Annotated in this window: 25 protein-coding genes; 10 read left to right on the top strand and 15 right to left on the bottom strand. The window is 68.6% G+C overall.

Annotated features, from left to right (window positions below):
• Positions 1 to 10: 10 nt before the first annotated feature.
• Both ABD832_RS21060 and ABD832_RS42235 read right to left on the bottom strand, forming a co-directional pair.
• A complete protein-coding gene (locus ABD832_RS21060) occupies positions 11 to 622 on the bottom strand; it encodes a maleylpyruvate isomerase family mycothiol-dependent enzyme (RefSeq protein WP_344898153.1) in 612 nt (203 codons plus the stop codon).
• A gap of 258 nt (positions 623 to 880) precedes the next feature.
• The gene (locus tag ABD832_RS42235; RefSeq protein ID WP_425582622.1) at positions 881 to 1,393 is read right to left on the bottom strand and encodes a hypothetical protein; all 513 of its coding nucleotides are present in this window, start codon (positions 1,391 to 1,393) and stop codon (positions 881 to 883) included.
• Between the two features lie 222 nt (positions 1,394 to 1,615).
• On the opposite strand from ABD832_RS42235, the gene ABD832_RS21070 reads away from it, so the two are divergent.
• Positions 1,616 to 2,440, top strand: coding sequence for an SAM-dependent methyltransferase (locus ABD832_RS21070; protein WP_344898055.1), 825 nt, complete (start codon positions 1,616 to 1,618; stop codon positions 2,438 to 2,440).
• Between the two features lie 40 nt (positions 2,441 to 2,480).
• Here ABD832_RS21070 and ABD832_RS21075 read toward each other — a convergent pair whose 3' ends face one another.
• From ABD832_RS21075 to ABD832_RS21085, 3 genes are read right to left on the bottom strand one after another with little or no spacing between them, the layout of a single operon-like run.
• The gene (locus ABD832_RS21075) at positions 2,481 to 3,185 is read right to left on the bottom strand and encodes a hypothetical protein (RefSeq protein ID WP_344898057.1); all 705 of its coding nucleotides are present in this window, start codon (positions 3,183 to 3,185) and stop codon (positions 2,481 to 2,483) included.
• On the bottom strand, positions 3,182 to 4,096 hold the full coding sequence (locus ABD832_RS21080; RefSeq protein ID WP_344898058.1) for an ATP-binding cassette domain-containing protein: 915 nt from the start codon (positions 4,094 to 4,096) through the stop codon (positions 3,182 to 3,184). Before ABD832_RS21080 ends, ABD832_RS21075 begins: the two co-directional genes overlap by 4 nt.
• Positions 4,093 to 4,455 (bottom strand): GntR family transcriptional regulator, encoded by a 363-nt coding sequence (locus ABD832_RS21085; protein WP_344898060.1) that lies wholly within the window; start codon positions 4,453 to 4,455, stop codon positions 4,093 to 4,095. Before ABD832_RS21085 ends, ABD832_RS21080 begins: the two co-directional genes overlap by 4 nt.
• A gap of 473 nt (positions 4,456 to 4,928) precedes the next feature.
• On the opposite strand from ABD832_RS21085, the gene ABD832_RS21090 reads away from it, so the two are divergent.
• The 4 genes from ABD832_RS21090 (at position 4,929) to ABD832_RS21105 (ending at position 8,310) form a co-directional block, all read left to right on the top strand.
• Entirely contained in the window at positions 4,929 to 5,258 is a 330-nt protein-coding gene (locus ABD832_RS21090; RefSeq protein ID WP_344898062.1) for a hypothetical protein, read from the top strand.
• A 624-nt stretch (positions 5,259 to 5,882) separates the two neighbouring features.
• Positions 5,883 to 7,604, top strand: coding sequence for a hypothetical protein (locus ABD832_RS21095; protein ID WP_344898064.1), 1,722 nt, complete (start codon positions 5,883 to 5,885; stop codon positions 7,602 to 7,604).
• The gene (locus ABD832_RS21100; RefSeq protein ID WP_344898066.1) at positions 7,601 to 7,960 is read left to right on the top strand and encodes a hypothetical protein; all 360 of its coding nucleotides are present in this window, start codon (positions 7,601 to 7,603) and stop codon (positions 7,958 to 7,960) included. Before ABD832_RS21095 ends, ABD832_RS21100 begins: the two co-directional genes overlap by 4 nt.
• A gap of 53 nt (positions 7,961 to 8,013) precedes the next feature.
• A complete protein-coding gene (locus ABD832_RS21105) occupies positions 8,014 to 8,310 on the top strand; it encodes a barstar family protein (protein ID WP_344898068.1) in 297 nt (98 codons plus the stop codon).
• 19 nt (positions 8,311 to 8,329) lie between these two features.
• On the opposite strand, the gene ABD832_RS21110 is transcribed toward ABD832_RS21105, so the two are convergent.
• The 5 genes from ABD832_RS21110 to ABD832_RS21130 form a co-directional block, all read right to left on the bottom strand.
• The gene (locus tag ABD832_RS21110; RefSeq protein WP_344898070.1) at positions 8,330 to 8,779 is read right to left on the bottom strand and encodes a transposase; all 450 of its coding nucleotides are present in this window, start codon (positions 8,777 to 8,779) and stop codon (positions 8,330 to 8,332) included.
• Positions 8,780 to 8,781: 2 nt separating this feature from the next.
• The gene (locus tag ABD832_RS21115; protein ID WP_344898155.1) at positions 8,782 to 9,153 is read right to left on the bottom strand and encodes a transposase; all 372 of its coding nucleotides are present in this window, start codon (positions 9,151 to 9,153) and stop codon (positions 8,782 to 8,784) included.
• Positions 9,154 to 9,229: 76 nt separating this feature from the next.
• Entirely contained in the window at positions 9,230 to 9,712 is a 483-nt protein-coding gene (locus ABD832_RS21120) for a hypothetical protein (protein ID WP_344898072.1), read from the bottom strand.
• Positions 9,713 to 10,235: 523 nt separating this feature from the next.
• Positions 10,236 to 10,592, bottom strand: a complete 357-nt coding sequence (locus ABD832_RS21125) for an MmcQ/YjbR family DNA-binding protein (RefSeq protein WP_344898074.1) — start codon at positions 10,590 to 10,592, stop codon at positions 10,236 to 10,238.
• Between the two features lie 194 nt (positions 10,593 to 10,786).
• On the bottom strand, positions 10,787 to 11,083 hold the full coding sequence (locus tag ABD832_RS21130; protein WP_344898076.1) for a hypothetical protein: 297 nt from the start codon (positions 11,081 to 11,083) through the stop codon (positions 10,787 to 10,789).
• 208 nt (positions 11,084 to 11,291) lie between these two features.
• Between ABD832_RS21130 and ABD832_RS21135 the strand changes: the two genes are divergently transcribed.
• Together ABD832_RS21135 and ABD832_RS21140 are read left to right on the top strand one after the other, a co-directional pair.
• Positions 11,292 to 11,600: a hypothetical protein gene (locus tag ABD832_RS21135; RefSeq protein WP_344898078.1), complete on the top strand. Its 309-nt coding sequence runs from the start codon at positions 11,292 to 11,294 to the stop codon at positions 11,598 to 11,600.
• Positions 11,601 to 11,628: 28 nt separating this feature from the next.
• Positions 11,629 to 13,635 (top strand): hypothetical protein, encoded by a 2,007-nt coding sequence (locus ABD832_RS21140; protein WP_344898080.1) that lies wholly within the window; start codon positions 11,629 to 11,631, stop codon positions 13,633 to 13,635.
• Between the two features lie 10 nt (positions 13,636 to 13,645).
• Here ABD832_RS21140 and ABD832_RS21145 read toward each other — a convergent pair whose 3' ends face one another.
• Positions 13,646 to 14,119 carry a hypothetical protein gene (locus ABD832_RS21145; RefSeq protein ID WP_344898082.1) on the bottom strand — a complete coding sequence of 158 codons (474 nt, stop codon included), beginning with the start codon at positions 14,117 to 14,119 and terminating at the stop codon, positions 13,646 to 13,648.
• A 518-nt stretch (positions 14,120 to 14,637) separates the two neighbouring features.
• Here ABD832_RS21145 and ABD832_RS21150 point away from each other — a divergent pair.
• Positions 14,638 to 15,465: a helix-turn-helix domain-containing protein gene (locus tag ABD832_RS21150; RefSeq protein WP_344898084.1), complete on the top strand. Its 828-nt coding sequence runs from the start codon at positions 14,638 to 14,640 to the stop codon at positions 15,463 to 15,465.
• On the top strand, positions 15,456 to 15,650 hold the full coding sequence (locus ABD832_RS21155) for a DUF397 domain-containing protein (protein ID WP_344898086.1): 195 nt from the start codon (positions 15,456 to 15,458) through the stop codon (positions 15,648 to 15,650). Before ABD832_RS21150 ends, ABD832_RS21155 begins: the two co-directional genes overlap by 10 nt.
• A 26-nt stretch (positions 15,651 to 15,676) precedes the next feature.
• Here ABD832_RS21155 and ABD832_RS21160 read toward each other — a convergent pair whose 3' ends face one another.
• From ABD832_RS21160 to ABD832_RS21175, 4 genes are read right to left on the bottom strand one after another with little or no spacing between them, the layout of a single operon-like run.
• Positions 15,677 to 17,773 (bottom strand): amylo-alpha-1,6-glucosidase, encoded by a 2,097-nt coding sequence (locus ABD832_RS21160; protein WP_344898088.1) that lies wholly within the window; start codon positions 17,771 to 17,773, stop codon positions 15,677 to 15,679.
• A complete protein-coding gene (locus ABD832_RS21165; protein ID WP_344898090.1) occupies positions 17,770 to 19,233 on the bottom strand; it encodes an MGH1-like glycoside hydrolase domain-containing protein in 1,464 nt (487 codons plus the stop codon). The genes ABD832_RS21160 and ABD832_RS21165 overlap by 4 nt, the downstream gene beginning before the upstream one ends.
• Positions 19,230 to 20,054 (bottom strand): TIM barrel protein, encoded by an 825-nt coding sequence (locus ABD832_RS21170; protein ID WP_344898092.1) that lies wholly within the window; start codon positions 20,052 to 20,054, stop codon positions 19,230 to 19,232. Before ABD832_RS21170 ends, ABD832_RS21165 begins: the two co-directional genes overlap by 4 nt.
• 14 nt (positions 20,055 to 20,068) lie before the next feature.
• Complete coding sequence (locus ABD832_RS21175; RefSeq protein ID WP_344898094.1) at positions 20,069 to 21,115, bottom strand: zinc-dependent alcohol dehydrogenase; 1,047 nt, start codon at positions 21,113 to 21,115, stop codon at positions 20,069 to 20,071.
• Between the two features lie 151 nt (positions 21,116 to 21,266).
• Between ABD832_RS21175 and ABD832_RS21180 the strand changes: the two genes are divergently transcribed.
• Positions 21,267 to 22,667: an ABC transporter substrate-binding protein gene (locus ABD832_RS21180; protein ID WP_344898096.1), complete on the top strand. Its 1,401-nt coding sequence runs from the start codon at positions 21,267 to 21,269 to the stop codon at positions 22,665 to 22,667.
• Positions 22,668 to 22,695: the final 28 nt, after the last annotated feature.

The raw sequence follows: 22,695 nt of genomic DNA on the forward strand, positions 1-22,695 counted from the left end.
GGGCTCCCGGTCATCCCATCTCACCGCGCTCGCGCAGGATCGCGACGCCGTCGCCGTGGAGGTCGTCGCAGTACGCCATGCGCCCGGTCATGGCCATCGTGAGCGCCAGGGTGGTGCCGGCCACGAGCGGACCGGAGCCGGTCGCGAAGGGGCCGTCGTCGGCGACGAGCCGCAGGCCGGTGATCCGTCCCTTGGCGAGGACGACGAAGTCGCTGCCCCGGTAGTACTCGGCCAGCCGGGTGAGGGTCCCGATCGGGTAGTCGTGGCGGATGCCCAGTGGTCGCCGGATGTCCTCCGCGTGCAGGATCGTCTCCCCCAGCATCGCGATGACCGGGATGGGTGGCTTGGTGGTGCTCGTGACGACGCGGCGGAACCTGTCGTGCGTCTCGGCCCCGGTCGCGCCCAGTTCCTCGGCGAGCCGCATGGCGTTCTGCCTGTCGAAGTCGAACCGGCAGCGGATCACGCCCGCCATCCACCGCAGCGGGGTGAGGCTCGCTCCCGAGGTGAGGTGCGCCAGCACCTCGCGTACGGTCAGCCCGGTGCACAGCGACGGCGTCGCCCACCGCTCGTCGGTCAGCTCCGCCAGGTCGGCCGCCAGGGCCGCCCGCTCGGCGTGGACCAGCGGCCAGAGGCCGGACGCGCGGCGGGAATCCGGCTTCGGCTCCGGAGCGGTCCTGTCGGACGGTGTCCTGTCGTGGGTCACGGGAGTCCTCACGGTGATCGATGGGAACGGTCATGGACAGGACTCCCGCCACGGGGCGGAATCGTCGCCCGCGGACGATTTTTCCAGGGACGGGTCTTCCCCTCCCGGTCCGGGAAACGGCGGGACGAGGAACGCGTCGCCACCACGCCCAGGACCTACGAGCCCCTCCGGCCCCGTTCAGGCGTCGCGCCGCCTGAGCAGGCAGGCCGCCGGTGCCAGCAGCGCGGCGGTCCACAGCGCGAGGACGCCGAGCCCCGCCCAGGGGGAGAGGAACACGACCTGTCGGGCGTCACCGGCGAGGATCGCCCAGCCCACCACGGTGGGGAAGAGGGAGTGGATCGTCCTGCCCGTCTCACCGGGCAGCATGAGCAGGAGGTTGGGCACCACCAGCACCAGGGCCAGGACGCAGGTGATCGCCGCGGCCGTGTGCCGCAGCAGCGCGCCGATCGCGAGCGCGAACAGCGCCTGCAGGGCCAGGTAGAGACCGGCGCCCGCCACCGCGCGGAGCACCCCTCTTCGTCCACTCCGACACTCCGAGGCCATCAGGTGGCCGAACCCGGCGCGCGCGACGGGCACGGTGGACCTGACGGGGCCGGTGGGCCGGGCGGGCGTGGTGTTCCCCGCCCCGTTGGGCCCGAGGAAACCGGTGACCCGGCCGGCCCGGACACTGAAGGACAGGTCCTCGACCACGGCCCGGCCGCCGTACCGTTTGGTCAGTTCATAGGCTTCGATCGGCCTGCGGGCCGCGCGGCACCACCGGGAGCGCCGCCGTGCCGGTTTCGGGTTGTCCCCCGTATGCGGGCCCGGATACTCGGCCCATGGCCGATCGCCTGCTTCGTTCCGCTTTGAACCCTTGTGGCAACATCACCCGCTTCATCCGTTACCTTAAGATCAACGAGTGACGCATTGAGCATGGGATGGACGCACATGACGCACGTGCCGCTGGAGATCGACCCCAACGTTCCGAGCGTCGCCCGGATATACGACTACCTTCTCGGCGGTAAGGACAACTTCGTCTCCGACCGTACGGCGGCCGAGAGGCTTCTCGAGATCACCCCCAACGCCAAGGAGGGGGTCCGGGCCAACCGGCGCTTCCTGCGCCGGGCCGTGCGGTTCATGACCGAGGCGGGCGTCCGCCAGTTCCTCGACATCGGCGCCGGGCTTCCCACGCAGGAGAACGTGCACCAGGTGGCGCTGGGCCTGGCCCCCGATTCCCGCGTCGTCTACATCGACAACGATCCCATCGTGCTCGCCCACGGACGTGCCCTGCTGGCCGACAACGGGCAGACCATCGTCCTGAACGGCGACCTGCGGGCGCCCCTGGCCGTCCTCGACGACCCCGAGGTCAACGCCCACATCGACTTCGACCGGCCGGTGGGCCTGCTCATGCTGGCCGTCCTGCACTTCATCCCGGAGAACGACGTGGCCGAGCGGATCGTCACGACGTTGCGCGACCGCCTCGCCCCCGGCAGTTGCGTGGCGATCAGCCACCTGTCCTTCGGCGATCTCCCCGAGGACAAGGTCCGCGAGGGCCGCGCGCTCTACACCAAGACCTCCGCGGGTTCCGCGACGCCCCGCTCGCACGAGGAGATCATGCGTTTCTTCGACGGCTTCGACCTGGTGGAACCCGGCCTGGTCTCCACCGACGACTGGCGTCCTGAGGCGGAGCACCCCCGGCTTCCCCAGCTCCCGGGCGTGGACGGCTACGTCGGGGTCGGGCTGCTGCGCCGGTCCTGAGAACGGACCGGCGCGAAGGCCCGCGGGAGGCGTCCCGCGCTCAGGAGACCCTGTTGCGGAGCGGGACGTCGCGGATGATCGGCCAGGTGAGCGCCAGGCCGACCAGGAGGCAGCCGAGGCCGACGCCCAGGGCCATCGGGACGCTCGGCGCGAGGTCGAAGTCCAGCGCCGAGGTGAAGAACGGCAGCCGCAGGTTCCCTCCGATGGCCGACTCCCCCAGCACGACCAGCGCGATGCCGAACGGCAGGGAGAGCATCCCGGCGGCCTGCCAGCGGTAGAACGCCGCCGCCATGAGCACCCCGGCGACCATCCAGGTCAGCCCCTGGACGAGGTACTCGGTGAAGATCAGCGGCACCTGGGTCGGCGAGGAGAACAGGTGGACGCTCGTCAGCGTCTGCGGCCGGCCGAGCAGGCCGTACAGGAGCGACTCCAGCAGGTAGCCCAGGGTGATCAGGGCGGAGAACGCGGGCGCGTACAGCACGACGGTGACCGCGGCCTGCGCGCCGAACTCCCTGCGGGTCTGCCCGTGCGCAATGTAGAGCGGGAGGAACTCCCTGATCAGGGAGACGCCGATGAACAGGGCGAGCCAGCGGGGGATCTGGGTGGCGACCTCCCACCCGCTGATCCTGAGCGTTCCGAAGATCGCCACACCGATCGTGATCAGCGCGACCAGTACGTAGAACCCCGCCCACATGAAGGCGGTGTAGATCAGGGGGGCGCCCAGAAGGCGGCTCGGGAATCTCATCGGACCTCTCCGGCGGGCTCGGTGGGGACGGGGGCGTTGAGGGTGGCGGGGTCGGGGTCGGTGAGGCGGACGAACAGGTCCTGCATGGCGATCGGGCCGAGTTCGAGCCCGGCCTCGACGGCCTTGCGGCGCGAGGTCTCGTCGAGGTCGCCGTAGACCATGGCCACCTTGGTCGGGCCCAGCCGGTCGGTGTTCAGCACCGTCAGCCCGGTGGTGAAGGCGTCGACCGCGGCCACCGGCCCGGTGACCGAGGTGCCCCGCGCGAGCAGGGTCTCGCTCCGCTCGTGCAGGAGCAGCCTGCCCCGGTTGATGATCAGGACCTCCTCGAACAGCGAGCTGACCTCCCCGATCAGGTGGGTGGAGAGGATGATCGTGCGCGGGTGCTCCATGTAGTCGGCGAGCAGGGCGTCGTAGAAGGCGTACCGGGCGGGGGCGTCCATCCCGATGTAGGACTCGTCGAACATGGTCAGCGGCGCCCGCGAGGCCAGGCCCACCACCACCCCCAGCGCCGACCGCTGCCCCTTGGACATGGCCTTGACGTTCGCGTTCCGCTTCAGCGCGAACCGGTCCATCAGCGCGTGGGCGTACTCCGCGTCCCAGTTCGGGCGGAGCCACTCGGCGAAGTCGAGCGCGTCCGCGGCGGTGCCGATGTCGACCGTCTCGCCCGCGTCGCGGATCAGGCAGATGTCGCGGGTGACGTCCGCGTTCTCGAACACGGGACGGCCCCCGACCCGCACCGTGCCCCCCGACTGCTTGCGGAAGGCGGCCAGCACCGACAGCAGGCTGGTCTTGCCCGATCCGTTGCGTCCCAGGAGGCCGTATATCTTGCCGCCGTCGAGGGAGAACGTGACGCCGTCGACCGCCCTGACGGTTCCGTAGTCCACTCTCAGTCCGTCGGCCACGATGTTCATGCGTGCTCCTCCAGCTCGTTGATCCGCTTCACGATGTCGGTCAGGGGGATGCCGATCACCTTCGCCTCGGCCACCATCGGTGCGACCACCTCGGCGAAGAAGCTCTCCCGTCGCCGGGTCCTGAGCGCCTCCCGGGCGTCCGGACTGACGAACATGCCGATGCCTCGTTTCTTGTAGAGAACGCCCTCGTCGACCAGCTGCTGGAACGCCTTGGCCGCCGTGGCGGGGTTGATCCGGTAGAAGGCGGCGTACCGGTTGGTCGACATGACCTGGTCGCCGCCGCTCAGCGTCCCGTTCAACACCTCGGTCTTGATGCGATCGGCGATCTGCCGATAGATGGGACTTTGATCATCGAACATGAACACCCGCCTAGCTGGTTCATTACTCTTGTAATGAACCATAGGAGCGAAGAAGGTGTCCGTCAACACCGGCCGTGGGAGGGAGGGCCGACGACGACCTTCGCCGCTGCCGGACCTGCGACGATGCACCAAAGACAAGGGGCCGGAAGGTAGGGAGGGCCCCTCCACGGAGCCGCCTCGGTCCCGGCGATCTATGGGGGCTTTGTGGTCCGCCCCCCCCCGCGGAGGCCTTCCGGCGGACGCGTTCCGGCAGGACACGGCGACCCAGCGTGACCGGGCGCTCCGCTCCGCTACCGGCGGGTAATCCCGCCCTCCCGAGGCTTTGGGGTCCGATGGCCGACCCGGGCGGGCTCGCGTGCCTACCGTGGAGACAGGTCCCGCGCCGTACCCGCGTCACCCTCGATGCCGGTACGGCGCTCCGCAGGCCCGGGCATCGCCCGGGGCGCCACCGATTCGACACGGGGTGGTCCGCCATGACCAGACTCAGCAACGTTCTCGCGGCCGGGGCGATGGCGGCCACCGCCCTCGTCGCGCCCGTCACCATGCCGGCCACGTTCACCGCCGCGGCCACCGTGGCCGCGGCCGACTCCTCCACCCAGGTCTCCGCCCAGAAGCCGTGCAGGAAGAAGAAGAACCCGGACAGGTGCCGCGCCAGGCGCGGCCAGGACGGCGGCGGCGGTGCCCGTCGAGGTACGGCGGGCGGTGGCGCAAGCGGTACGGGAAGCGGCACGGGCAACATCAGCGACGGAATCAGTGACGGCATCACCCCCGGACGCGGACCGGCCGGAGGGATCGACAACTGACGAGGACGGGAGGACGGCTCCGGCGCCCCGGCCCCGCTCCCGTTTCAGGCGGGGATCACCCCGGCCGGGATCACTCTCGGCCGGGCCGGAACCGACCGGTCCCGGCGGACTCGGGTCGCCGCGAGCCGTCTCCGACAGTTGAGCGGCCACGATCGGCCGGACTCTGCCCCGGCGACAGGGGAGGCGATGCCACCGCACGAACGGCACGAGCCCCGGTCAGGCCACGTCCGAGCGCTTCCGATCCACCCTATCGCGAATTTTCTCCTACTTTCTACACGAAAATGCCTTTGGTATAAAAAAGTGATGCTTATATTTTTTCCATAACAACGCCGCCGCTTGTACAAAATATGATTAAAAGGTATTTATCCGATATGTTATAGCGATACGTGCCGCCATGTTGGATACATTGGGAATCCCAGACCTTTCGTACGACACTCAAGAAATTTCTCGCGCGATTTTTCTCAGTAAGCGCTTTTCTCTCCGAACCTAGGATGTATTCGGCTACTGTGTGAGGCTCGCGCCTTTTCTTCCGGCACGGAACCACTCGTTCCCTCGGAGAGTCCTATGCATCCCCCCGATGTCGTGAACGACGGGGTCGATCGGCCCCGTCGTTCCCAACCGCCCATGCAGAACTCCACCCGCTACCTGTGCGCGGGCGCCTATCTCGACGATCACTTTCGTGACCGCGTACTGCGCGAGGTCCTCGACGACCCCTACCGGGCGGTCCCGCCATCGCACGGCGGGTTCGACCTGCTCCCGGTGGTGCTGCACTGCCTCCGAGCAGAACGCCTGCTGCTGGTCCGCGACGTGGTCGTCTCCGTGCTGCTGACCGCCGCCTGCCTGCTGGCCTCGTCCATCGGCGGCATAGTGCTGAGCCTGATGCTGCTGGCGGCCCTGTTCACCCTCCCCCGGATGCGTCGGCTGCCCCTGGGGCAACGTATCGTCTCCGTGCTCGTCCTCCAGTTTCTGATCACCTTGCCTCTGACCCTGGTGTTCTCCGTCATCACGGTCCTCCGGTTCCTCACCGCTTCCTACCAGCCCTCCTTCGACGTCAACGGCACGGTCACGCCGGTCGCGTCCGACCATCCCCTGCTCTCTCTGTTGCTGCTCTTCTGCGCCTTCGCCGTCGCCCTGGGATACCGAGTGGTGTGGCACTTCACCCTGCGCGTCATGCTCAAGCCCGGTGCCACCGCTGGCAGGATCGACGAGGCACCCCGGTTCGCCGACCGGCTGGCGTACATCGACCGTGCGCAGTGGGGCAACATCACGTTGTACGGGAACGAGTACCCCTTCGTCGGCGCGGGCGACGTGCAGCGTTCTTGGTCAATCGTGGTCGAACTGGACCGGCTCAAGGGCGAGAAGGGCGACCCGCACCATGGAACGCGTCCTCGCGCCCACATTGATCCGGTCGACCTGCACGCCTTCGTGAGGACACGGCTGCTGGAGATGCGCGACGCCGTCGAGTTCCCCGGCGAGCGCGTTGAGCGGCTGCACATCAGCGACCAGCTCGCTGTCCGCGGCGTCTTCACCCGCACCGAGTGGCCGAACGTCACCGGCCCCCGAAGCTGGCGGGAGCAGGGCCACCCGCTCATCGACCCCGACACCGGGCTGCCGCGGTTCAGTGCGGGCAAGGAGACGGTGGACGCGGTCATCAGGAACCCGCAGGGCGGGATTCGGCACTACCAGCGAGTCACAGTGACCGCCGAGGCCCCGGAGATCCGCGACGGCGACGTCCAGCTTGCTCCCGCCGAGGACCAGGAGGTGGTCGTCTCGGCCTTCATCCACCTGGCCGTGGAAGGGCGGATGCTCTACACCCAGTGCGTGGTAACCGTACTCCCGCCGGTGAGGGACGACTTTCAGATCGACCGGCTCTTCTCCCTCGGTGATGCCGCGCTGGTGGGAGCGGCGTTCGAGCACGCTGGGCTGAAGTTGGTGGCCGACGTAATGTTCGCTCCCGCCCGGCTGGTCCGGACGGCCTACCAGGCGATGCGGCGCAGCCGCAGCGCGGCCAACCCAGCCGCCTTCCTGCTCTACCCGTTCGGCAGCCGGTTCAGCGTGCGGGAACTCGGTGCCGCCCACCGAACCGACCGGTTCATGCAGCGGCTCGACGCCGTCAAGTACTCCAGGATCATCGAGCAACGTCTCACCGAGGCCGTCGTTGACTACCTGGAGGCATTCGGCGTCGAGACCAGCGGCTACCGGCAGCAGGCCACGTCCGTGATCGACCACAGCGTCCACTTCGTTGACAACGGTGTCCACGTCAACAGCGGCGGCACCGTCAATGGACCGGTCGCTGCGGGCAGCGGCGCCACGGCCGTCCAACACCGAACAGGAGAGGGCCGATGAACGTTCCCAACCAGGGCATCACCATCAGCGGCGGCACCGTCAACGGGCCGATGGCGGCGGGCCCGGGAGCTCGGGCCGTGCAGAACATCGGCGCACCGGTCACCGCCGCAGACCGCCACCACGCCGACAAGCTGCTCGCGTCAATCCGGGAACTGGCGCGGCGGCACGACGACGTGCTCGGCGACCCCGCCCCGATCCTGAGCGACACCGACGCGATCGAGGCTCAGCTCCACTCCGACAGGCCGGACCGGGCTCTGCTGTCGGAGACCCTCAACCGGTTGACGGCCCGCGTGGTGGCGGTAACCGGCCTGGTCGAGGCAGTCACGGCCCTGAGTGGGCTGATCATGGGCGCCTAGGTTCTGTCTCCTTTATCGGTTGTCGACATGTCTCAGCTGGTTACTCTGCTGCGATGAAGGACAGTGAGTTGGTCGTTGACCTGCGAGGCCAGCGGATCGAGACGCTCAACGACTTTTGGGACGCGGTCTCCGGGCCGTGCGGGTTGCCCCAGTGGTTCGGCCGGAATCTGGACGCCTGGTCGGACATCATCCATGCCCGCGACATCTCAGAGGTGATTGACAGTCATAACGTGTTGGTCGTGCACGTTGACCGGCACGGGCTGTTCGAAGGCGACTGCCGCAAAGGCCAGGACCTGACAGCGATCTTCGACGGAGAACAAAACCGGCTCCTCATCGACCCGCCGACTTGAGGATGTCAGCCCATCGCGTTCAGCGTCGCGTCCAGATGAGGGTGGCTGCGAGGTGAAGTGCCACCTGGTAGGCGACGGCAAGCTTGTCGGATCGCATGGCAAGACCGCGCCACTGTTTGATCCGGTTGATGCAGCGCTCGACGGTATTGCGCTGCCTGTACGCCTCCAAGTCGAAACCCGGTGGGCGACCTCCGTAACGCCCCCGCCGCAACCGGTGGCCGACCTGGTCGGCGGGCTGAGGGATGACGGTACCGATACCCCGCCGACGCAGATGCCCTCGGATCGCGCGGGAGGTACGCACGATCTGCCAAGACGACCTCCGGCCAGGCTCGCGGTCTCCCAGGACCGGTCCGCGGCACGCGAATTTGGCCATGACGGTTTCGAAGGCGGGCGCGTCGCTGGCCTGGCCGGCGATGACATGGAGGGCCAGAGGGCGCGCCTGGCTGTCACTGACAAGGTGGATCTTCATACTCAGGCCGCCACGGGAGCGTCCGAGCGCGTGATCGTCGGGTTCGGATCGGCCGGGCGCCCTCTTTTCCTAGCGTCGGCGGCATGCTGGTGAGCTCGACAGACGGTGGAGTCCACCGCCACTGTCCAGCCCACCTCATCATGAGCGTCTGCCATGGCCAAGACGGCGGCCAGGACCCGTTCCCAGGTGCCGTCCGCAGCCCACCTGATCACGCGCTTGTGTGCGGTTTGGAGTGGCCCGAGCTCGGCGGGCAGGTCCCGCCAGGGCGAGCCGGTGCGATATTTCCAGGCGATGGCCTCAAGGGTTCGGCGGTGGTCTGCCCATCGTCGTCCACGACCGGATCGGCCGGCATCAGCGGCTCGATCCGACCCCACATCGCATCGGTGATCACCAATCGAACAGACACATTCGATCAACTGACCACCCCGTCAAAGAGACACGCTCTAGCGCCTAGATGTCCGCCTCGCCACGCTCTTCAAGCCCGTACGCGGCGGCGATCCGGTTCCAGCCGTTCAGGAAGGTCGTCTTGGCCTCGCTGGCCCGGACCGAGTACCTCTCGCCGAGCCTGAAGTCCGCATCCTGCCCGCCCGCGCAACCACGCCGGGCCCAGGCCAGGAAGTGCCTGTCCGCTTGATGCGAGGCGGACAGGGCACGGATCAGATCGGCCACCAGCGCGGCCCCACCCGGCAGCGCACCGACCTCCATCGTCCGTACGCGGGCGAGCTGGTCGCGCCGGGCATCGGCGGCCCGCGCTATCACCTCGGCGTTGCCCGCCGAATTGTCACAGGCGAGCACTGCCTGTACAGCGGGGCCGAGCCGCCGCCGCGCCTCGCGGCTGGCGTTGAGCAACGCGTCGACGGCCACGGCCTGGGCCGCGGGCGAGGCGGTCCCCTCATCTGGCCAGGCCGTCCCCAGGTCCGCCGTCTCCGGCATCTCCGAGCCCGGCGTCCCGAGGGTGGACCCTCCGAGGCCGGACGTTCCCGAGGCCGAGGGCGAGACCCACGCCGGTGGGCCTGAACTCTCCGGCCCGGCAGCCATCGACCCCTGCGACGGCGCCACCCCCACGTCCGCCTTGGGCCAGAGGAACCACAAAACGGCGATCCCAGCCACCGTGGCCGCCACGGCGAGCACGGACAGCCGTCTCCCGCGGGGGCGTTCGGCGAGTGGGGGGATGCCTGTGAAGGGCTGGAACGGGGAAGCCGGAGACGGCTCTCGCGAGAGACCATCGCGCTGTGGGATCGGAGCACCACATCGGGGACATCGGACGAGGTCTCCCGGATCGGTGCCACACCGTCCGCATGCCGTCCCGTTCATAAGCTCCCCGCCGTCACATATCGTCTGCGAGCAGTCACGTAGGGCATTCTTCCGTAACAAGGATTGATCCGGCGGGCGCATCGAAGAACCGGATGGAGATTCGCGATGACGGCTCGTCGTCACGGAGAAATAGCACGGCCCGTCAGCGCAGCAGGGGCGACCCGGCCTCGTGCGCGTCGACCAGCCGCTTGGGTGCCGTCAGACACCAGGCCTCGGTGACCAGCTCGAACAGCTCGTCCGCCTCGATCTTCGCGAGGTGCACCACGACCCAGCCGAACTGGCCCGACGTGAACTGGGCCTCGAACACCTCCGGCCGCTCCGCGACCAGCGCGATCTGCTCCTGGATCGTCGCCTTGAGCCCGACCGTCGCCGTCTTCTCCCAGAGGTAGCCGAAGCCCTTCCCGTGCACCTTCAGGGAGACCCACTCACCGCCGTCGCTCTGCACGACCTCGGGCAGCTCGTTCAGCATCTCCAGGAACTCACCGACACTCACAGCCATGGCCAACTTCTACCAGGATGCCCCGACATTTTCACCGTACCGTCCACCGTCTGCGGGAAGACGACGCTCTGCGTCGATGCGTGGACGCGTCGTCCCGCGCATGACGGCCGCACGTAGGCCCCCGCGCCGGTGGTCGGCACGGTGGTGACGGCATCGCGGGTCTCGTCCGCGTGCGCCGCCGGGACGGCATGCGGTCATCGCTCAGGACGCCGCAGCCGCCGGATCCGGAGGCGCAGCTCCCGCTCACGGTGCTCGCGCCGCTGCTCACGGCGTAGTTCCGCTTCCTCCGCGCTCTCCCGGTCCTGGCGCGTCCGGGTCTCCCGGACCTCGTACAGGATGACGCGGGAGACCAGGATCGCACCGGCCGCGACGGCCAGGGGCACGGTCACCTGACCGGCGAAGAGCAACACGACAACGGCGATGAAACCCATCCACGCCAGGGCTTTGGCGGCGATTTCCAGCGCTTCGAGGTGCTCTTCGAATGGTGACATCCGTTACTCCGATGCTGTCGCGGTAAGTGGCACTCTGCCATGAGAGGAATAACCGAAATATCGGTCTGTTTGCCGTGTACGGCCATGTCCGCGGTAGGAAAGCGCGATGCCGAGCGGGTACGGGACTTGCCGACTCAGACGATCAATACCTACTGTGGTATGCGACTTTTTTCTTCATCGCGGGGTCCTGGAAAGGAACGGGGGTGGCGTGGCCGAGCGGATGGTGCCCAATCCCCGGCGTGAGCGGCTGAGACAATTGCTCGTCGAGGCCGAGGACAGGGCTCACGAGGTTCGGCAGGCGTACCAGCGCGCCTCCTCGGCGATGCGGTCGGGAAAGGTGTGGACCGGGCCGACGGCCGCCACCTGGACCACCGAGCTGGAGGACCGGCACCACAGGCTGGGACGGCTCGCCCAGAACGTGGTGGACGCGGTCGAGGAGGAACTGCGCCGCCAGCCTCCGCTGGTGACCGAGAGCGAGGCGAACGCCATGCGCCGGGAGATGGCCGGACGCACGTGACCGTCACGACCGCGAAGGGGAACGCTCCATGGCCTCCGCCTCCGAGTTCTGCGGCATCGACCCCGAGGGGATGGGCGAGCTCGCCACCTCCCTGCGCGGCGCGGCCGACCGGCTGACCGCCTTCAGCAGGGAGTTCGAGGAAAAGCTCGGCCGGTACGGGGTCAGCACGCCGGCGCTGCGGGAGATCAGCGGCATCGCCGACTGGGCCGGGACACAGGTCTCCATGCTGCACGGCCGGATCGACCTGATCAGAACCCTGGGCGCCGGCGCCCCGGAGCTCGGCGGTGCGGGTGGCACGGCCTCCATGGCGGTCGGCGGGCAAGGGCTCGTCCGCCTCCCCGACGAGCTGAAGGGCTTCGAGGTCGCCCGGGGCCTGGCCTCCATGTACGGCGAGGACATCCTCGTGCACCACGGCGGTGAGCTTCAGGCCGCGCTCATCCACGAGCACGCCGACGAGATCGCCCAGCTCGCCGACAGCCCCCAGGCCGCCGCCGCTTTCTTCGCCCTGCTGTCGCCCAAGGTCCGCGACGCACTGCCCACTCTGATCGCGACCACCGGGAGCAAGACCGCCAAGCAGGATCTGGCCGCCTTCAGCAAGGCTCTCGGTGCGGCCCTGCGTGCCCCCGCACTTGTCCCGGCCTTCGCCAAGGTCAGGGACGATTTGACGAAACCGGCCGCCAACAAGGCCGTCGCCTGGAACCGGCTCGCGCTGCTCAAGGGTGCGAACACCCCCTCCTCCGTCCGCAGCGCGGCGGCCCGCGCGCTGGTCCTGGACGATTTCGCGAAGAAGCCCCGGCAGGACTGGCGTGCCGGAGGACCCACCGAGACGAAGGAGTACGACCTGCCCACCGACCTGGTCGCGATGGGGCTGGAAGTGCTCGCCGGGGACGGCGCCGCCGTACGGGACACATTCGCCAGGATGGGCGGGACCGAGGTCAAGCTCAGCCGGGTCGAGAAGATGAAGTTGTTCCTCGACCACGCCAAGGGCTCGGGCACCGGGGACGAGATCGCCGACGTCTTCGGCCGGGCGATGGAGGCGGGTGCCGAGGCCGGGACCGAAAAGGCGGGGCAGCACAGCCCGGAGGCCGCCGCCTTCGCCTTGGACGTTATCCGTGTCACATCCCCTTTCGGCGCCAACCTGCCGAGGCTCGCCGGAGACTCCATGGTCGCCATCGCTACGTCGTACATACACGAACTGGCCTCGGGGGCTCGCTTCGACAAAGCCGCCTATCGAGGCTCCGGTACAACAATTCCGGAGAACTGGATCTCTCTTCCCAACGTGACTCCGGCCTTCTACCTTAGCCCCGGTGACACCTACCGCTTCATGCGGACCTTCGTCGGCGAAAAACAACTTACCGACGATTTTGATACAGTCGCTGCCCGATTCCGCTACGACACATTGACCGCAGCGGCTCGATTGGACGCGCAAGCCGAGACACAGCACTTTGAAAACGCTTCGAGAATGTTCGGTGACCTCGCCGGATTGGAGTTCAAGGCCACACTGGACGTGCGTGGCGAAATGGATGCCACTGACGACTTGATCCGTGACATTACCAAGAACACCCTCTCACTCGGTGTTGACCGTATTCCTCTGACAGGTGTCTTCGCACATAAGGCTTTCCAGGAAACGTGGGAGCTGACCAAGGCTTACGGTGTCAGCACTCTGCTTGACATGTGGGCCGACAGTTTCGAGACACGGGTCGAGGAGGCTACCGGAAGCCGATCAGACTTCGCCTTGCGCTTAAAATATGACATGGCACATCTTCTTCACAGCGCCAATTATCCGACGAGCGAACTACCTACCGAGCTCATCAGCAAAACCACTGGAAGCCTCAAAACTTACGACGAGTTCGTCACTGAAGCCAAAAGTGAGGCCAACGGTCGCAACATAAAATGGGAACAGGCGCTTGGAAGAAAATTGATTGCTTACGAACGCTGGATGGATAGCAACGAAAAGCTTGACATCAAAGTTGAGAACTCTTCCAGAATTCAGGTCAACGAAACCGCCAAAGAGCAATTACGCGTATGGAGTTGAAGCAGAAACGTCACTTAGGCAGGCAGGAGGTCTCCGCATGTAAACGCCAAGTCGGAGCCTCGGGCGCAACATATACTGAAACCACTACCCCCACCTCTTTGAGGCCATGAATGAATCTCCCCTCCTCAGCATCGCCTTCAGTAAAAGAGTGTTCCATCTTGTAACCAAGCTCATTAACAAGAGTACCTGCCATCACCCCTTCCGCCTGATCTAGATGGCTGTCGATATCGGTAGCCTTACGTTTGTCGTCGGCGGTAATTCGTAATACTCGCTTGAACTTTTCCTTGTCGCAAGGAATGTCTATATCTGGACGCTGCAAAACACGAAGGTTCATCAACGGATTTTTGAAGACATCGTCGGTCTCCAAGCGTTGCATGTCCTTCTGCAGCTCCGTAATTGCCTTGTCCAGTGTGGGCTCGGAAGCGCATCCTGATGACGCCAGCGCCAGCGCCAAACCCATGGTCAGCAGTCGAACGAAGCGCATTCCGTACCTCCGGGGGTGGGCGACGGTGAGACATAGCAATCCTTACCCACCCGGCACGTCGCCGCCACATGCTTTCCATATCCACCTCTCGCCGATGGCCGCCACCTGACTAGATCCGTCGATTCGGACGACGGAGCCACCTCGCGCCAGAGGTGTCGCCAGCATCAGGCTGGACGTGCCTACGGGAAGGTGGGACACGAAGCCCCCAAAGTGGCGGCGTGGTCGTCATCATCGCCTGCCTTGCGGGTGATTTTCGATCTTCGTGGTCGGGACATGAAAGGGCGCCGTTATATTCATGCGCGAGTCGCCCCCTTCGCGTGAGCAGGTTATACATTTCTTTCTTTGTTGCACTGCCGCGGCGAGAATACCTGTGACTAGAATGCCTTCCCGGCAGTTGGTCGGCAGCCGGTTCGGCAATCCAGGCCAGGGCGGACCATGACAGCCGCTGGTATGTCCGTCGGGTTCCGTGGCGTCGACCGAAAGGAATGTCCATTTTTTCTAGTTCAGGAGGAAATGCGATGGGTGAGGTGCCGCCTCTCGATCCTGGGTCTCCCCGCGTGCAATTCGGTGCCGAGATGCGCCGACTGCGAGAGGCCGCGCAGCTCTCGCAGTCCTCCGTGGCCGCCCGACTGGGGTGTACGCAGACGCAGGTCAGTCGCCTGGAAGGGGCCAGCCGCACACCGTCGAAGTCCGATGCCGAGAGACTGGATCTGCTGTTCAAGACGGCCAACGGCAACGCCTTCACCCGTCTTCGGGAACGTATCCTCGCCCAGCCCGGCGGACCGATCTGGTTCCAGAGCTGGGTCGAGGAGATCGAGCCGACCGCCCTCGTCCTACGGTCCTGGGACCCTCTCCTCATCCCAGGGCTTCTCCAGACGGAGTCCTATGCTCGGCATATTTTCAGCCAGGAGCCCCAGATGACCGCGGAGGAGATTGAGGAACGAGTCCAAAACCGCATGCAGCGGCAGCAAATCCTCGATCGGGACACTCCCTTCTCACTCCTCATGCTTATCGATGCGGGTGTATTACGCCGTAAGGTCGGTGAAGCCAAGGTGATGTACGAGCAACTCGGCCATCTACTGGAGATCACCCAAAGGCCAACCGTATCCATCCAAATCGTCAGCCCGGAATGCCTTACCGGCCTAATGGGCGCATTCATGATCGCAGAGCTTCCGCATGAGCAACCAGACGCTGTCCACGTGGACTCATCAGATGCAGGACATGTCACGACTGATCGCAAGTCTGTGACCGCGATTTGGAAGCGCTATGAGATGATCCGACTCTGGGCCTATCCTGAGCACATGTCCCTCAAAATGATCGAGGATGTGAGACAGGAATGGACCTGAGCAAAGCAGTGTGGCGGAAGTCATCACGTTCCGGTGGGAATGGTGGTCAGTGCGTCGAGGTGGCCACCAACCTGCCCGGCCTGGTCGCCGTCCGCGACAGCAAGAACCTCGACGGCCCCAAGCTCCTCCTCACCCCCGCCACGTGGACGTCCTTCATCGACAGCGTCAAGACCGGCGCGTTCTGAGAGGACCGGCACAGCGAACAGGCCGATCAGACGTCCTCGCCGGTGGCGCGCAATGCGGTCAGCAGTGCGAGCGGGGTCGCCGCCGCCCAGGCCTGCGGCGAGGAGGCGTGCGGGTAGGGCACCGGCACGGGGTGCTCGTCGAGACCGTACCCGGCCAGGACCTCCGGCAGGCGCCAGTCGTGCAGGGCCGCGGCCAGGATCAGGCCGCGGGCGACGGTGCCGGCCTGTTCGGCGAGTCCGCAGCGGGCCAGGCCGAGCGCGATGACGGCGTTGTCGTGCGGCCAGATGCTCCCCCGGTGGTAGGAGAGCGGGTGGTAGGGAGCCTGGCCCGAGGCGAGCGTACGGATGCCGAAGCCGGAGAAGAAGTCCGGCCGCAGCAGCCGCATGCCCACCGCCTGTTCCTGGTCCGGGTCCAGGATGCCGGACCAGAGCAGGTGTCCGGCGTCGGAGGCGAGCGTGTCGACCCGGCGGTCCCGGCCGTCCAGGGCGAGGGCGGGGAAGCCGTGCTCGGGCATCCAGAAGTCGCGGTGGAAGCGGACCCGCAGGCCGGCCGCGGCCCGCTCCAGACGATCGGCCTCGGAGTCGTCCTTCCACACCGTACGGGCGAGCCGTGCCGTGCGGACCAGGGCGTCGTAGGCGTACCCCTGCACCTCGCAGACGGCCAGGGCGCCCTCGGCCTGGCGGCCGTCGGGGAAGCAGACGGCGCCGGCCGAGTCCTTCCAGTTCTGGTTGACCAGGCCGCCGCCCGCCGCGTCGGAGGTGTAGCGGAGGTAGCCCTCCTTACCGAGGCCGCCGTCGCGGAACATCCACTCCACCGCGGCGCGGGCCTGCGGCTCCAGGCGCAGGGCGAGCGACGGATCGCCGGTGGCCGAGGCGTGCGCCTCCAGCAGCACCAGGAAGAGCGGGGTGGCGTCGATGCTGCCGTAGTAGCGGCCGTAGGGGACCTGCCGGAAGTGCGCGAGCTCGCCGTGCCGTACCTCGTGCACGATCCTGCCCGGCCGCTCCAGGCGGGACGGGTCGTCCCGCGTTCCCTGGACGGCGGCCAGCGCGAGCAGCGTGTCCGCGGCCAGCGCGGGCCGGTAGGGCAGCGCGAAGAGCGAGGTCAGCAGCGCGTCGCGGCCGAACAGGCAGAGGAACCAGGGGATTCCGGCCGCGGGTGCCCGCAGCGCCTCGCCGCCGGGGCCCGTGACGGGGATGCGCAGTCGCGCCAGGTCGGTCAGGCCCTGCTCGCAGGCGCGGGCCAGCTCCTCCCAGGTGGTGAGGTCGCGCGGGCGCGGGTGGGCGTTCACGAAGTCGCCGGTGTCGGCCTGGATCCGCTGCCGTACCTCGCCGGGGGATCCGGGCGGGGACGGCTCCGGCAGGCCGTGCGGGGCGGCCAGTACGGTGAGCGCGAGCTCGGCCGTGCCGTGGGCGGGGAGCTCGAACCGCCAGGCCAGCACGCGGGCGGTGCCACCACCCCCGGCACCACCCCCGGCGCCGTCCCCGGCATCGCCGCCCTTCCCGCCCTCGTGACCGTCGGCACCGGTCTCGCTTTCCTGACCGTTCCCGGTGCCGTGCCGGGCGGTACCGCCGGTGGCGCCCCCGTGGCGGCCTCCGGTGGTGTCGGGGACGCCGACGCGGTGCGGCCGGGGTGAGGTGGTGACCGTGGTGCGCGAGGACCAGCTCTCGCCGCGCCGATGGTGGAAGACGAGGCCGTCCGGGGTGTCGTGCACCGCGCGGTGCGCGTCGGGTCTGGGGTAGGCGCGGTCGTCGGCGCGGAGCTCGAACTGGTCGGCGAAGTCGGCGTCGACGTGGAGTTCGAGCTCCACGACGGTGGGTTCGCCCCGGTTGTTCACCAGCCGGAGCCGTTCGGTGAGGGCTCCCGGGGCCACCGCCTGCCGCCGGAACAGGGTGTACGCGGGGGGCAGGTCGCGGGTGCCGGGCGGGGTCAGTACGCACTCCTCGCCGGAGGAGGTCAGCAGGGTGGGCGCGGCTCCGTCCACGGTGAGCGACCAGCGGCTCAGGTGCCGGGCGTCGCGGACGAACAGTCCGTCCGTCGAGGCGCCCCGGGTGCCGTGGACGTCCCCGCGGTCGGTCACGGCGGCGAACGTGCCGCCGCCGACGAGCAGCCGGGCGGCCGTCACCGCGTCGCCCCCGCTTCCCCGCGCGCCGTCGACACCCCGTCGCCGCCGGTGTCCCGCTCCTCGGCGTCCCGCTCGTCGGCGTCCCGCTCCTCGACGTCCCGGTCGACGTCCCGTTCGCCGGAGTGCAGCAGGTCCAGGGCCAGGGCCGCGGTCCAGGCGAAGCGCCGGATGCCGCGGCCCTGCCCCGTGTACGGCTCCAGGTACTCGGCGAACCCGGTGCTGTCGGCCGCGGTCAGGATCTGCGTGCGCAGGACGCGGGCCGATCCGGCCCGGCCGTGCCGGACCAGGCCGCGGTGGATCAGCCAGGCCGTGTTGAACCAGCTGGGCCCGCGCCAGTAGCGGTTGCCGTCGAACTCCTCCGCGGTCAGGTCGTAGCTGGGCACCAGGTGCACCTGGCCGAGGCGGAAGCGCGGCCCGTGGGCGGTGCGCAGCAGGGCCGCCGTCACCTGCGCGGGCAGGCCGGGGACGATCAGGGGGACGAGCCCGGACACGCCGTACCCGCCGATGGGTTCGCCCGTCAGCAGGTCGCGGGCGCCGAAGACGCCCGCGGCCGGGTCCCAGAGCCGGTCGACGAGGGCGGCGGTCGTCTCCTCGGCACGGCGCAGGTGTGCCCGCGCGTCCGCCGGATCCGCGCCGACCGTCCGGGCGATCGCGGCGAGCGCGTGCTCGGAGGCGATGAGCAGCGCGTTGAAGCAGGGGTCCTCGACGGCGAAGGCGTGCGGGGTGCGCGCGTCGTCGTAGTCGTGGTCGCGGTAGACGCCTGCCAGGCGCACGTACCGCGCGTAGTCCAGGTCGGTGGGGCGGTCGGAGGGCGAGCCGTGGGTGAGGTCGGCCCGGCGGAAGGAGTGCGGTGGCGCGGGTTCGACCCTGGCCAGGGCCGCGTCCCAGTACGGGCTGTTGTCCAGGCCTGGTTCCCAGGGGTGCACGACCGCGGCCAGGCCGCCGCCGCCCAGGTCCCGCCGGGTGGCCAGGTAGCGGTGCCAGGCGGCCAGGCGCGGGTAGATCCGCGGCAGGAAGCCGCGGCGCCGCGATTCGGCGGGGTCGGCGAGGTGCACCTGCCAGGCGGCCAGCGCGTGCACGGGCGGCTGCACGATGCCGGAGGTCTGGACGGCGCGGGGCGCGCCTGCGGCCCGGCCCGCGGTGGAGGAGCGCCAGAAGTCGGGGCTGGGGAAGTAGGCGTCGAGCGGCACGGCGGGGTTGAAGACGATGTGCGGGATGCGGCCGTCGTCCCACTGCGCGCCCAGCAGCGTCTCCAGCTCGCGCTGGGCACGGCGCGGGGCGACGTGGCGCAGCCCGATGGCGATGAACGCCGAGTCCCAGCTCCACTGGTGCGGGTACAGCGCGCGCGAGGGGACGGTCGCCGCCCCGGTCCAGTTGTCGAGCAGGACGTGGGTGGCGGCCTGGCGCAGCGGCGTCCACCGGCCCCCGCCGGGAGGGGTCGCCTCCAGGATCGTGGTCATCCGGCCACCCGCTGCGAGAGGGACGGGATCGCCCGGCGCAGGAAGGACGGGATCGCGCGCACGGCCTCGGCCGGGTCCCCGGCGAGCCGGCACTCGACGGCCAGGTGGCCGTCGTAGCCGATGGCGTCCAGCGCTCCCAGCCAGGCGGGCCAGTCCAGGTGCCCGGCGCCGGGCTGGAGCCGGTTGGAGTCGCTGACCTGGGCGTGGCCGATCAGGGGCCCGGCGGCCAGGACGGCCGCGGCGGGGTCGGCCTCCTCGATGTTCATGTGGTAGCTGTCGATGCCGATGCGGACCGAGTCCAGGCCGACGGCGCGGATCAGCTCGGCGGCCTGTTCCAGCCGGTTGACCATGTGGTCCTCGTAGCGGTTGAGCGGTTCGAGGAAGAGCGTGACGCCCTCGCCGCGGGCGTGCTCGCCCAGCTCGGCCAGGCCCTTCAGCAGGATCTCGCGGTCCTCCTCCTCGTCGCGCGGCGGGTCGAACGGGGGCAGCCGGCGCGAGAACATGCCGTAGGAGGCGGGGGTCTGGGCGCCGAGGCCGCCGAGCTCGGCGATGACCGAGAGCTGGGACTTCATCTGCTCGACGGCGTCGCGGCGCAGGTCGGCGTCGAAGGCGCCGAAGAAGTGCGGCATGTCCACGCAGACGGTCGGCATGACGACGCCGTCGGCGCGGGCGGCGCGCAGTTCGGGGAGCCGGTCGCGGAAGGCGTGACCGCCCTTGCCGCGCAGTTCGATGGCGTCGTAGCCGGCGCCGCACGCGAACTCCCACTTGCGCTGCAGTGTCTCGCCGGGAAGCAGCTGCTCCTGGCAGGCGATGCTGAACATGGGTCGAGGTCCTCTCAGAACTCCAGGACGACCTGGAGCGCGTCGGCGGGACGCTCATCCAGCAGGACGTAGGCCTCGGCCGCGTCGGCGGCCGGTATGACATGGCTCACCAGGGACTTCACGTCGACGAGGCCGTCGGCGACCAGGCGCAGGAAGGTCTGCTGGAGCCGGTCCACGGTCCAGCGCCCGGCGAGCTGCGGCGGCACCCCGCCGATCTGCGAGGAGACGAGCTGCACGCGGTTGTGGTGGAACTCCTCGCCCAGCCGCAGGCCCGCGCCGTCGCCCTGGTAGAAGCCCGAGGCGACGACGCGTCCGCCCACGGTGACCGAGCGCACGGCCTCGTGCAGGGCCGGGTAGGCGCCGCTGATCTCGATGGCGACGTCGGCGCCGCGTCCGCCGGTGGCCTCGCGGATGCGCTCGGCGACGGCGTCGGCGCGCGGGTTCAGGGTGCGCAGGGCGCCGTACTCCTTGGCCTTGGCCAGGCGGGAGTCGAGGGTGTCGACGGCGGTGACGCCGGCGCCGTTCAGCTCCGCCAGCCGGGTGACGAGCAGGCCGAGCACGCCCTGGCCGAAGACGGCGACCTCCTCGCCGACGTGGATGTCACCGGCGAGGACGGCGTTGTAGGCGATGGCCCCGACGCGGGCGAAGGCGCCGGCGAGCGGGGACAGCCCCGCGGGGAGGCGGTGGCCGCTCAGCAGGGCGGCGGGGACGACACCCTCGCTGCGGTGACCCCACACTCCCCACACCATGTCACCGGGCTGGGGTATTCCGGGCATGTCCAATAATTCCGGGGATATCTCACATATCTCGCCCACCTCGGAGTATCCCCAGCCCGCGACCGGGTAGGAGATCCCACCTCCGGCGTCGCGGAACAGGCGTGCCTCGGGGCTCCAGGAACGCGTCAGGTAGGGGTTGGTGCCCCGGTAGGCGGTGAGCTCGGTGCCCGCGGAGATGCCCGAGTAGCAGGTCCGGACACGCAGGTGACCGGGGGGGAGGGGGGTGGATTCGCCGGTGGCGATCTCCACCTGACGGGGACCGGTGAACTGGACGACGCGTACCACAGGGGGCTCCGGGAGATCGCTTTTGGGGTGAGCGTTACGCAGATGATGCTGATTTATGTCGAAGATATACCAAGCTTAGGTCTTGTTAACAGACAGAAGTGGTGCTCTGATGCAACGCGTACGTAACACGCGGCGGCAGTTAGGAAGATCCATGCGAGGGTGGACGGGAAGGGCGAGAGCGGTGGCGGCCTGCGTGGCCGTCACGCTGGCGGCGGGACTGCTGTCCGGCTGCGGCGCCCAGGGCAGGGGTGCTCCGGACAACCGGATCACGGTCTGGAGCCTGGAGAACCTCACCCCGCGCATGGAGGTGACCAAGAAGATCGTCGCGGCGTTCCAGCAGGAGACCGGCGTCCAGGTCGAGCTGGTCGGGATCGACGAGGGCCAGCTCCCCCAGCTGATCATGTCCGCGGCGGCCGCGGGGACCCTGCCCGACGTCATCGGCAGCGTCCCGCTCGCCGCGGTCTGGCAGATGTACACCAACGGCCTGCTCGACACCGCCGCCCCGGGCAGGATCGTCCAGGGGCTCGGCGCCGGGACCTTCAACCCCAACGCGCTGGCGCTGACCGGCGACAAGTCGACCCGGCTCAGCGTTCCCAGCGACGCCTGGATGCAGATCCTCGTCTACCGCAAGGACCTGTTCGCCAAGGCCGGGCTCGCCGTCCCCGACTCCTACGACGCCATGCTCAAGGCCGCCCAGGCCCTGAACGCCCCCGGCAACAGCGGCATGTCGCTCGCCACCGACCCGAGCGACGTCTTCACCCAGCAGAGCTTCGAGGACCTGGCGCTCGCCAACGACTGCCGCCTCGTCGGCGCCGACGGCCGGATCGGCCTGGACAGCCCGCAGTGTGTCCAGGCCTTCACGACCTACCACCGGCTCGCCGCCGACTACGGCGCTCCCGGCACCCAGAGCGTGGACTCCACCCGCGCCACCTACTTCGCCGGCCAGTCCTCGATGATCGTCTGGTCCACCTTCCTGCTGGACGAGCTGGCCGGCCTGCGCGCCGACGCGCTGCCCAGCTGCCGGCAGTGCGGTCCCGACCCGCAGTTCCTGTCCGAGAACAGCGGGATCGTCACGGCCCTGAAGGGCTCGGGCGGCGCGCAGCCCGCGCAGTTCGGGGAGATCTCCTCCTGGGTGGTCACCCGGAACGCCGAGACCGCGGCCTCGGAGAGGTTCGTGTCGTACATGATGAGCGGCGGGTACGAGGACTGGTTCGGCATGGCCGCCGAGGGCAAGATCCCGGTCCGCAACGGCACCGCCGAGGAGCCCGACAAGTACCGCAAGGCCTGGCGGGCCAGCGACATCGGCGTCGACACCAAGAAGCCCATGGAGGACGTCTTCTCCGCCGAGCTCCTCGACGCGCTCGCCGCCGGTGTCAGCGACATGAAGCGCTGGGGCATCACCGAGGGTCAGGGCGCGCTGGTCGGCGCCACGATCGGCGAGCTGCCCATCCCCAAGGCGGTCGGCGCCATGACCTCCGGCCAGATCTCCCCCGGCGAGGCCGCCAAGGAGGCCGCCGAGGAAGTCAGGGCCCTGCAGAAGTCCCTCCAGTGAGCCGCCTTCGGCCCTGTCCCCCTAGGAA

Source organism: Streptosporangium longisporum (genome assembly GCF_039534895.1).
Lineage (GTDB): Bacteria > Actinomycetota > Actinomycetes > Streptosporangiales > Streptosporangiaceae > Streptosporangium > Streptosporangium longisporum.

What these genes read in the sequence shown, in the direction of transcription:
- ABD832_RS21070 (WP_344898055.1), top strand. Translation starts at nt 1,616, where the DNA reads ATGGGATGGACGCACATGACGCACGTGCCGCTGGAGATCGACCCCAAC.
- ABD832_RS21075 (WP_344898057.1), bottom strand. Translation starts at nt 3,185, where the DNA reads ATGAGATTCCCGAGCCGCCTTCTGGGCGCCCCCCTGATCTACACCGCC.
- ABD832_RS21080 (WP_344898058.1), bottom strand. Translation starts at nt 4,096, where the DNA reads ATGAACATCGTGGCCGACGGACTGAGAGTGGACTACGGAACCGTCAGG.
- ABD832_RS21085 (WP_344898060.1), bottom strand. Translation starts at nt 4,455, where the DNA reads ATGTTCGATGATCAAAGTCCCATCTATCGGCAGATCGCCGATCGCATC.
- ABD832_RS21090 (WP_344898062.1), top strand. Translation starts at nt 4,929, where the DNA reads ATGACCAGACTCAGCAACGTTCTCGCGGCCGGGGCGATGGCGGCCACC.
- ABD832_RS21095 (WP_344898064.1), top strand. Translation starts at nt 5,883, where the DNA reads ATGCAGAACTCCACCCGCTACCTGTGCGCGGGCGCCTATCTCGACGAT.
- ABD832_RS21100 (WP_344898066.1), top strand. Translation starts at nt 7,601, where the DNA reads ATGAACGTTCCCAACCAGGGCATCACCATCAGCGGCGGCACCGTCAAC.
- ABD832_RS21105 (WP_344898068.1), top strand. Translation starts at nt 8,014, where the DNA reads ATGAAGGACAGTGAGTTGGTCGTTGACCTGCGAGGCCAGCGGATCGAG.
- ABD832_RS21110 (WP_344898070.1), bottom strand. Translation starts at nt 8,779, where the DNA reads ATGAAGATCCACCTTGTCAGTGACAGCCAGGCGCGCCCTCTGGCCCTC.
- ABD832_RS21120 (WP_344898072.1), bottom strand. Translation starts at nt 9,712, where the DNA reads ATGCCGGAGACGGCGGACCTGGGGACGGCCTGGCCAGATGAGGGGACC.
- ABD832_RS21125 (WP_344898074.1), bottom strand. Translation starts at nt 10,592, where the DNA reads ATGGCTGTGAGTGTCGGTGAGTTCCTGGAGATGCTGAACGAGCTGCCC.
- ABD832_RS21130 (WP_344898076.1), bottom strand. Translation starts at nt 11,083, where the DNA reads ATGTCACCATTCGAAGAGCACCTCGAAGCGCTGGAAATCGCCGCCAAA.
- ABD832_RS21140 (WP_344898080.1), top strand. Translation starts at nt 11,629, where the DNA reads ATGGCCTCCGCCTCCGAGTTCTGCGGCATCGACCCCGAGGGGATGGGC.
- ABD832_RS21145 (WP_344898082.1), bottom strand. Translation starts at nt 14,119, where the DNA reads ATGCGCTTCGTTCGACTGCTGACCATGGGTTTGGCGCTGGCGCTGGCG.
- ABD832_RS21150 (WP_344898084.1), top strand. Translation starts at nt 14,638, where the DNA reads ATGGGTGAGGTGCCGCCTCTCGATCCTGGGTCTCCCCGCGTGCAATTC.
- ABD832_RS21155 (WP_344898086.1), top strand. Translation starts at nt 15,456, where the DNA reads ATGGACCTGAGCAAAGCAGTGTGGCGGAAGTCATCACGTTCCGGTGGG.
- ABD832_RS21165 (WP_344898090.1), bottom strand. Translation starts at nt 19,233, where the DNA reads ATGACCACGATCCTGGAGGCGACCCCTCCCGGCGGGGGCCGGTGGACG.
- ABD832_RS21170 (WP_344898092.1), bottom strand. Translation starts at nt 20,054, where the DNA reads ATGTTCAGCATCGCCTGCCAGGAGCAGCTGCTTCCCGGCGAGACACTG.
- ABD832_RS21180 (WP_344898096.1), top strand. Translation starts at nt 21,267, where the DNA reads ATGCGAGGGTGGACGGGAAGGGCGAGAGCGGTGGCGGCCTGCGTGGCC.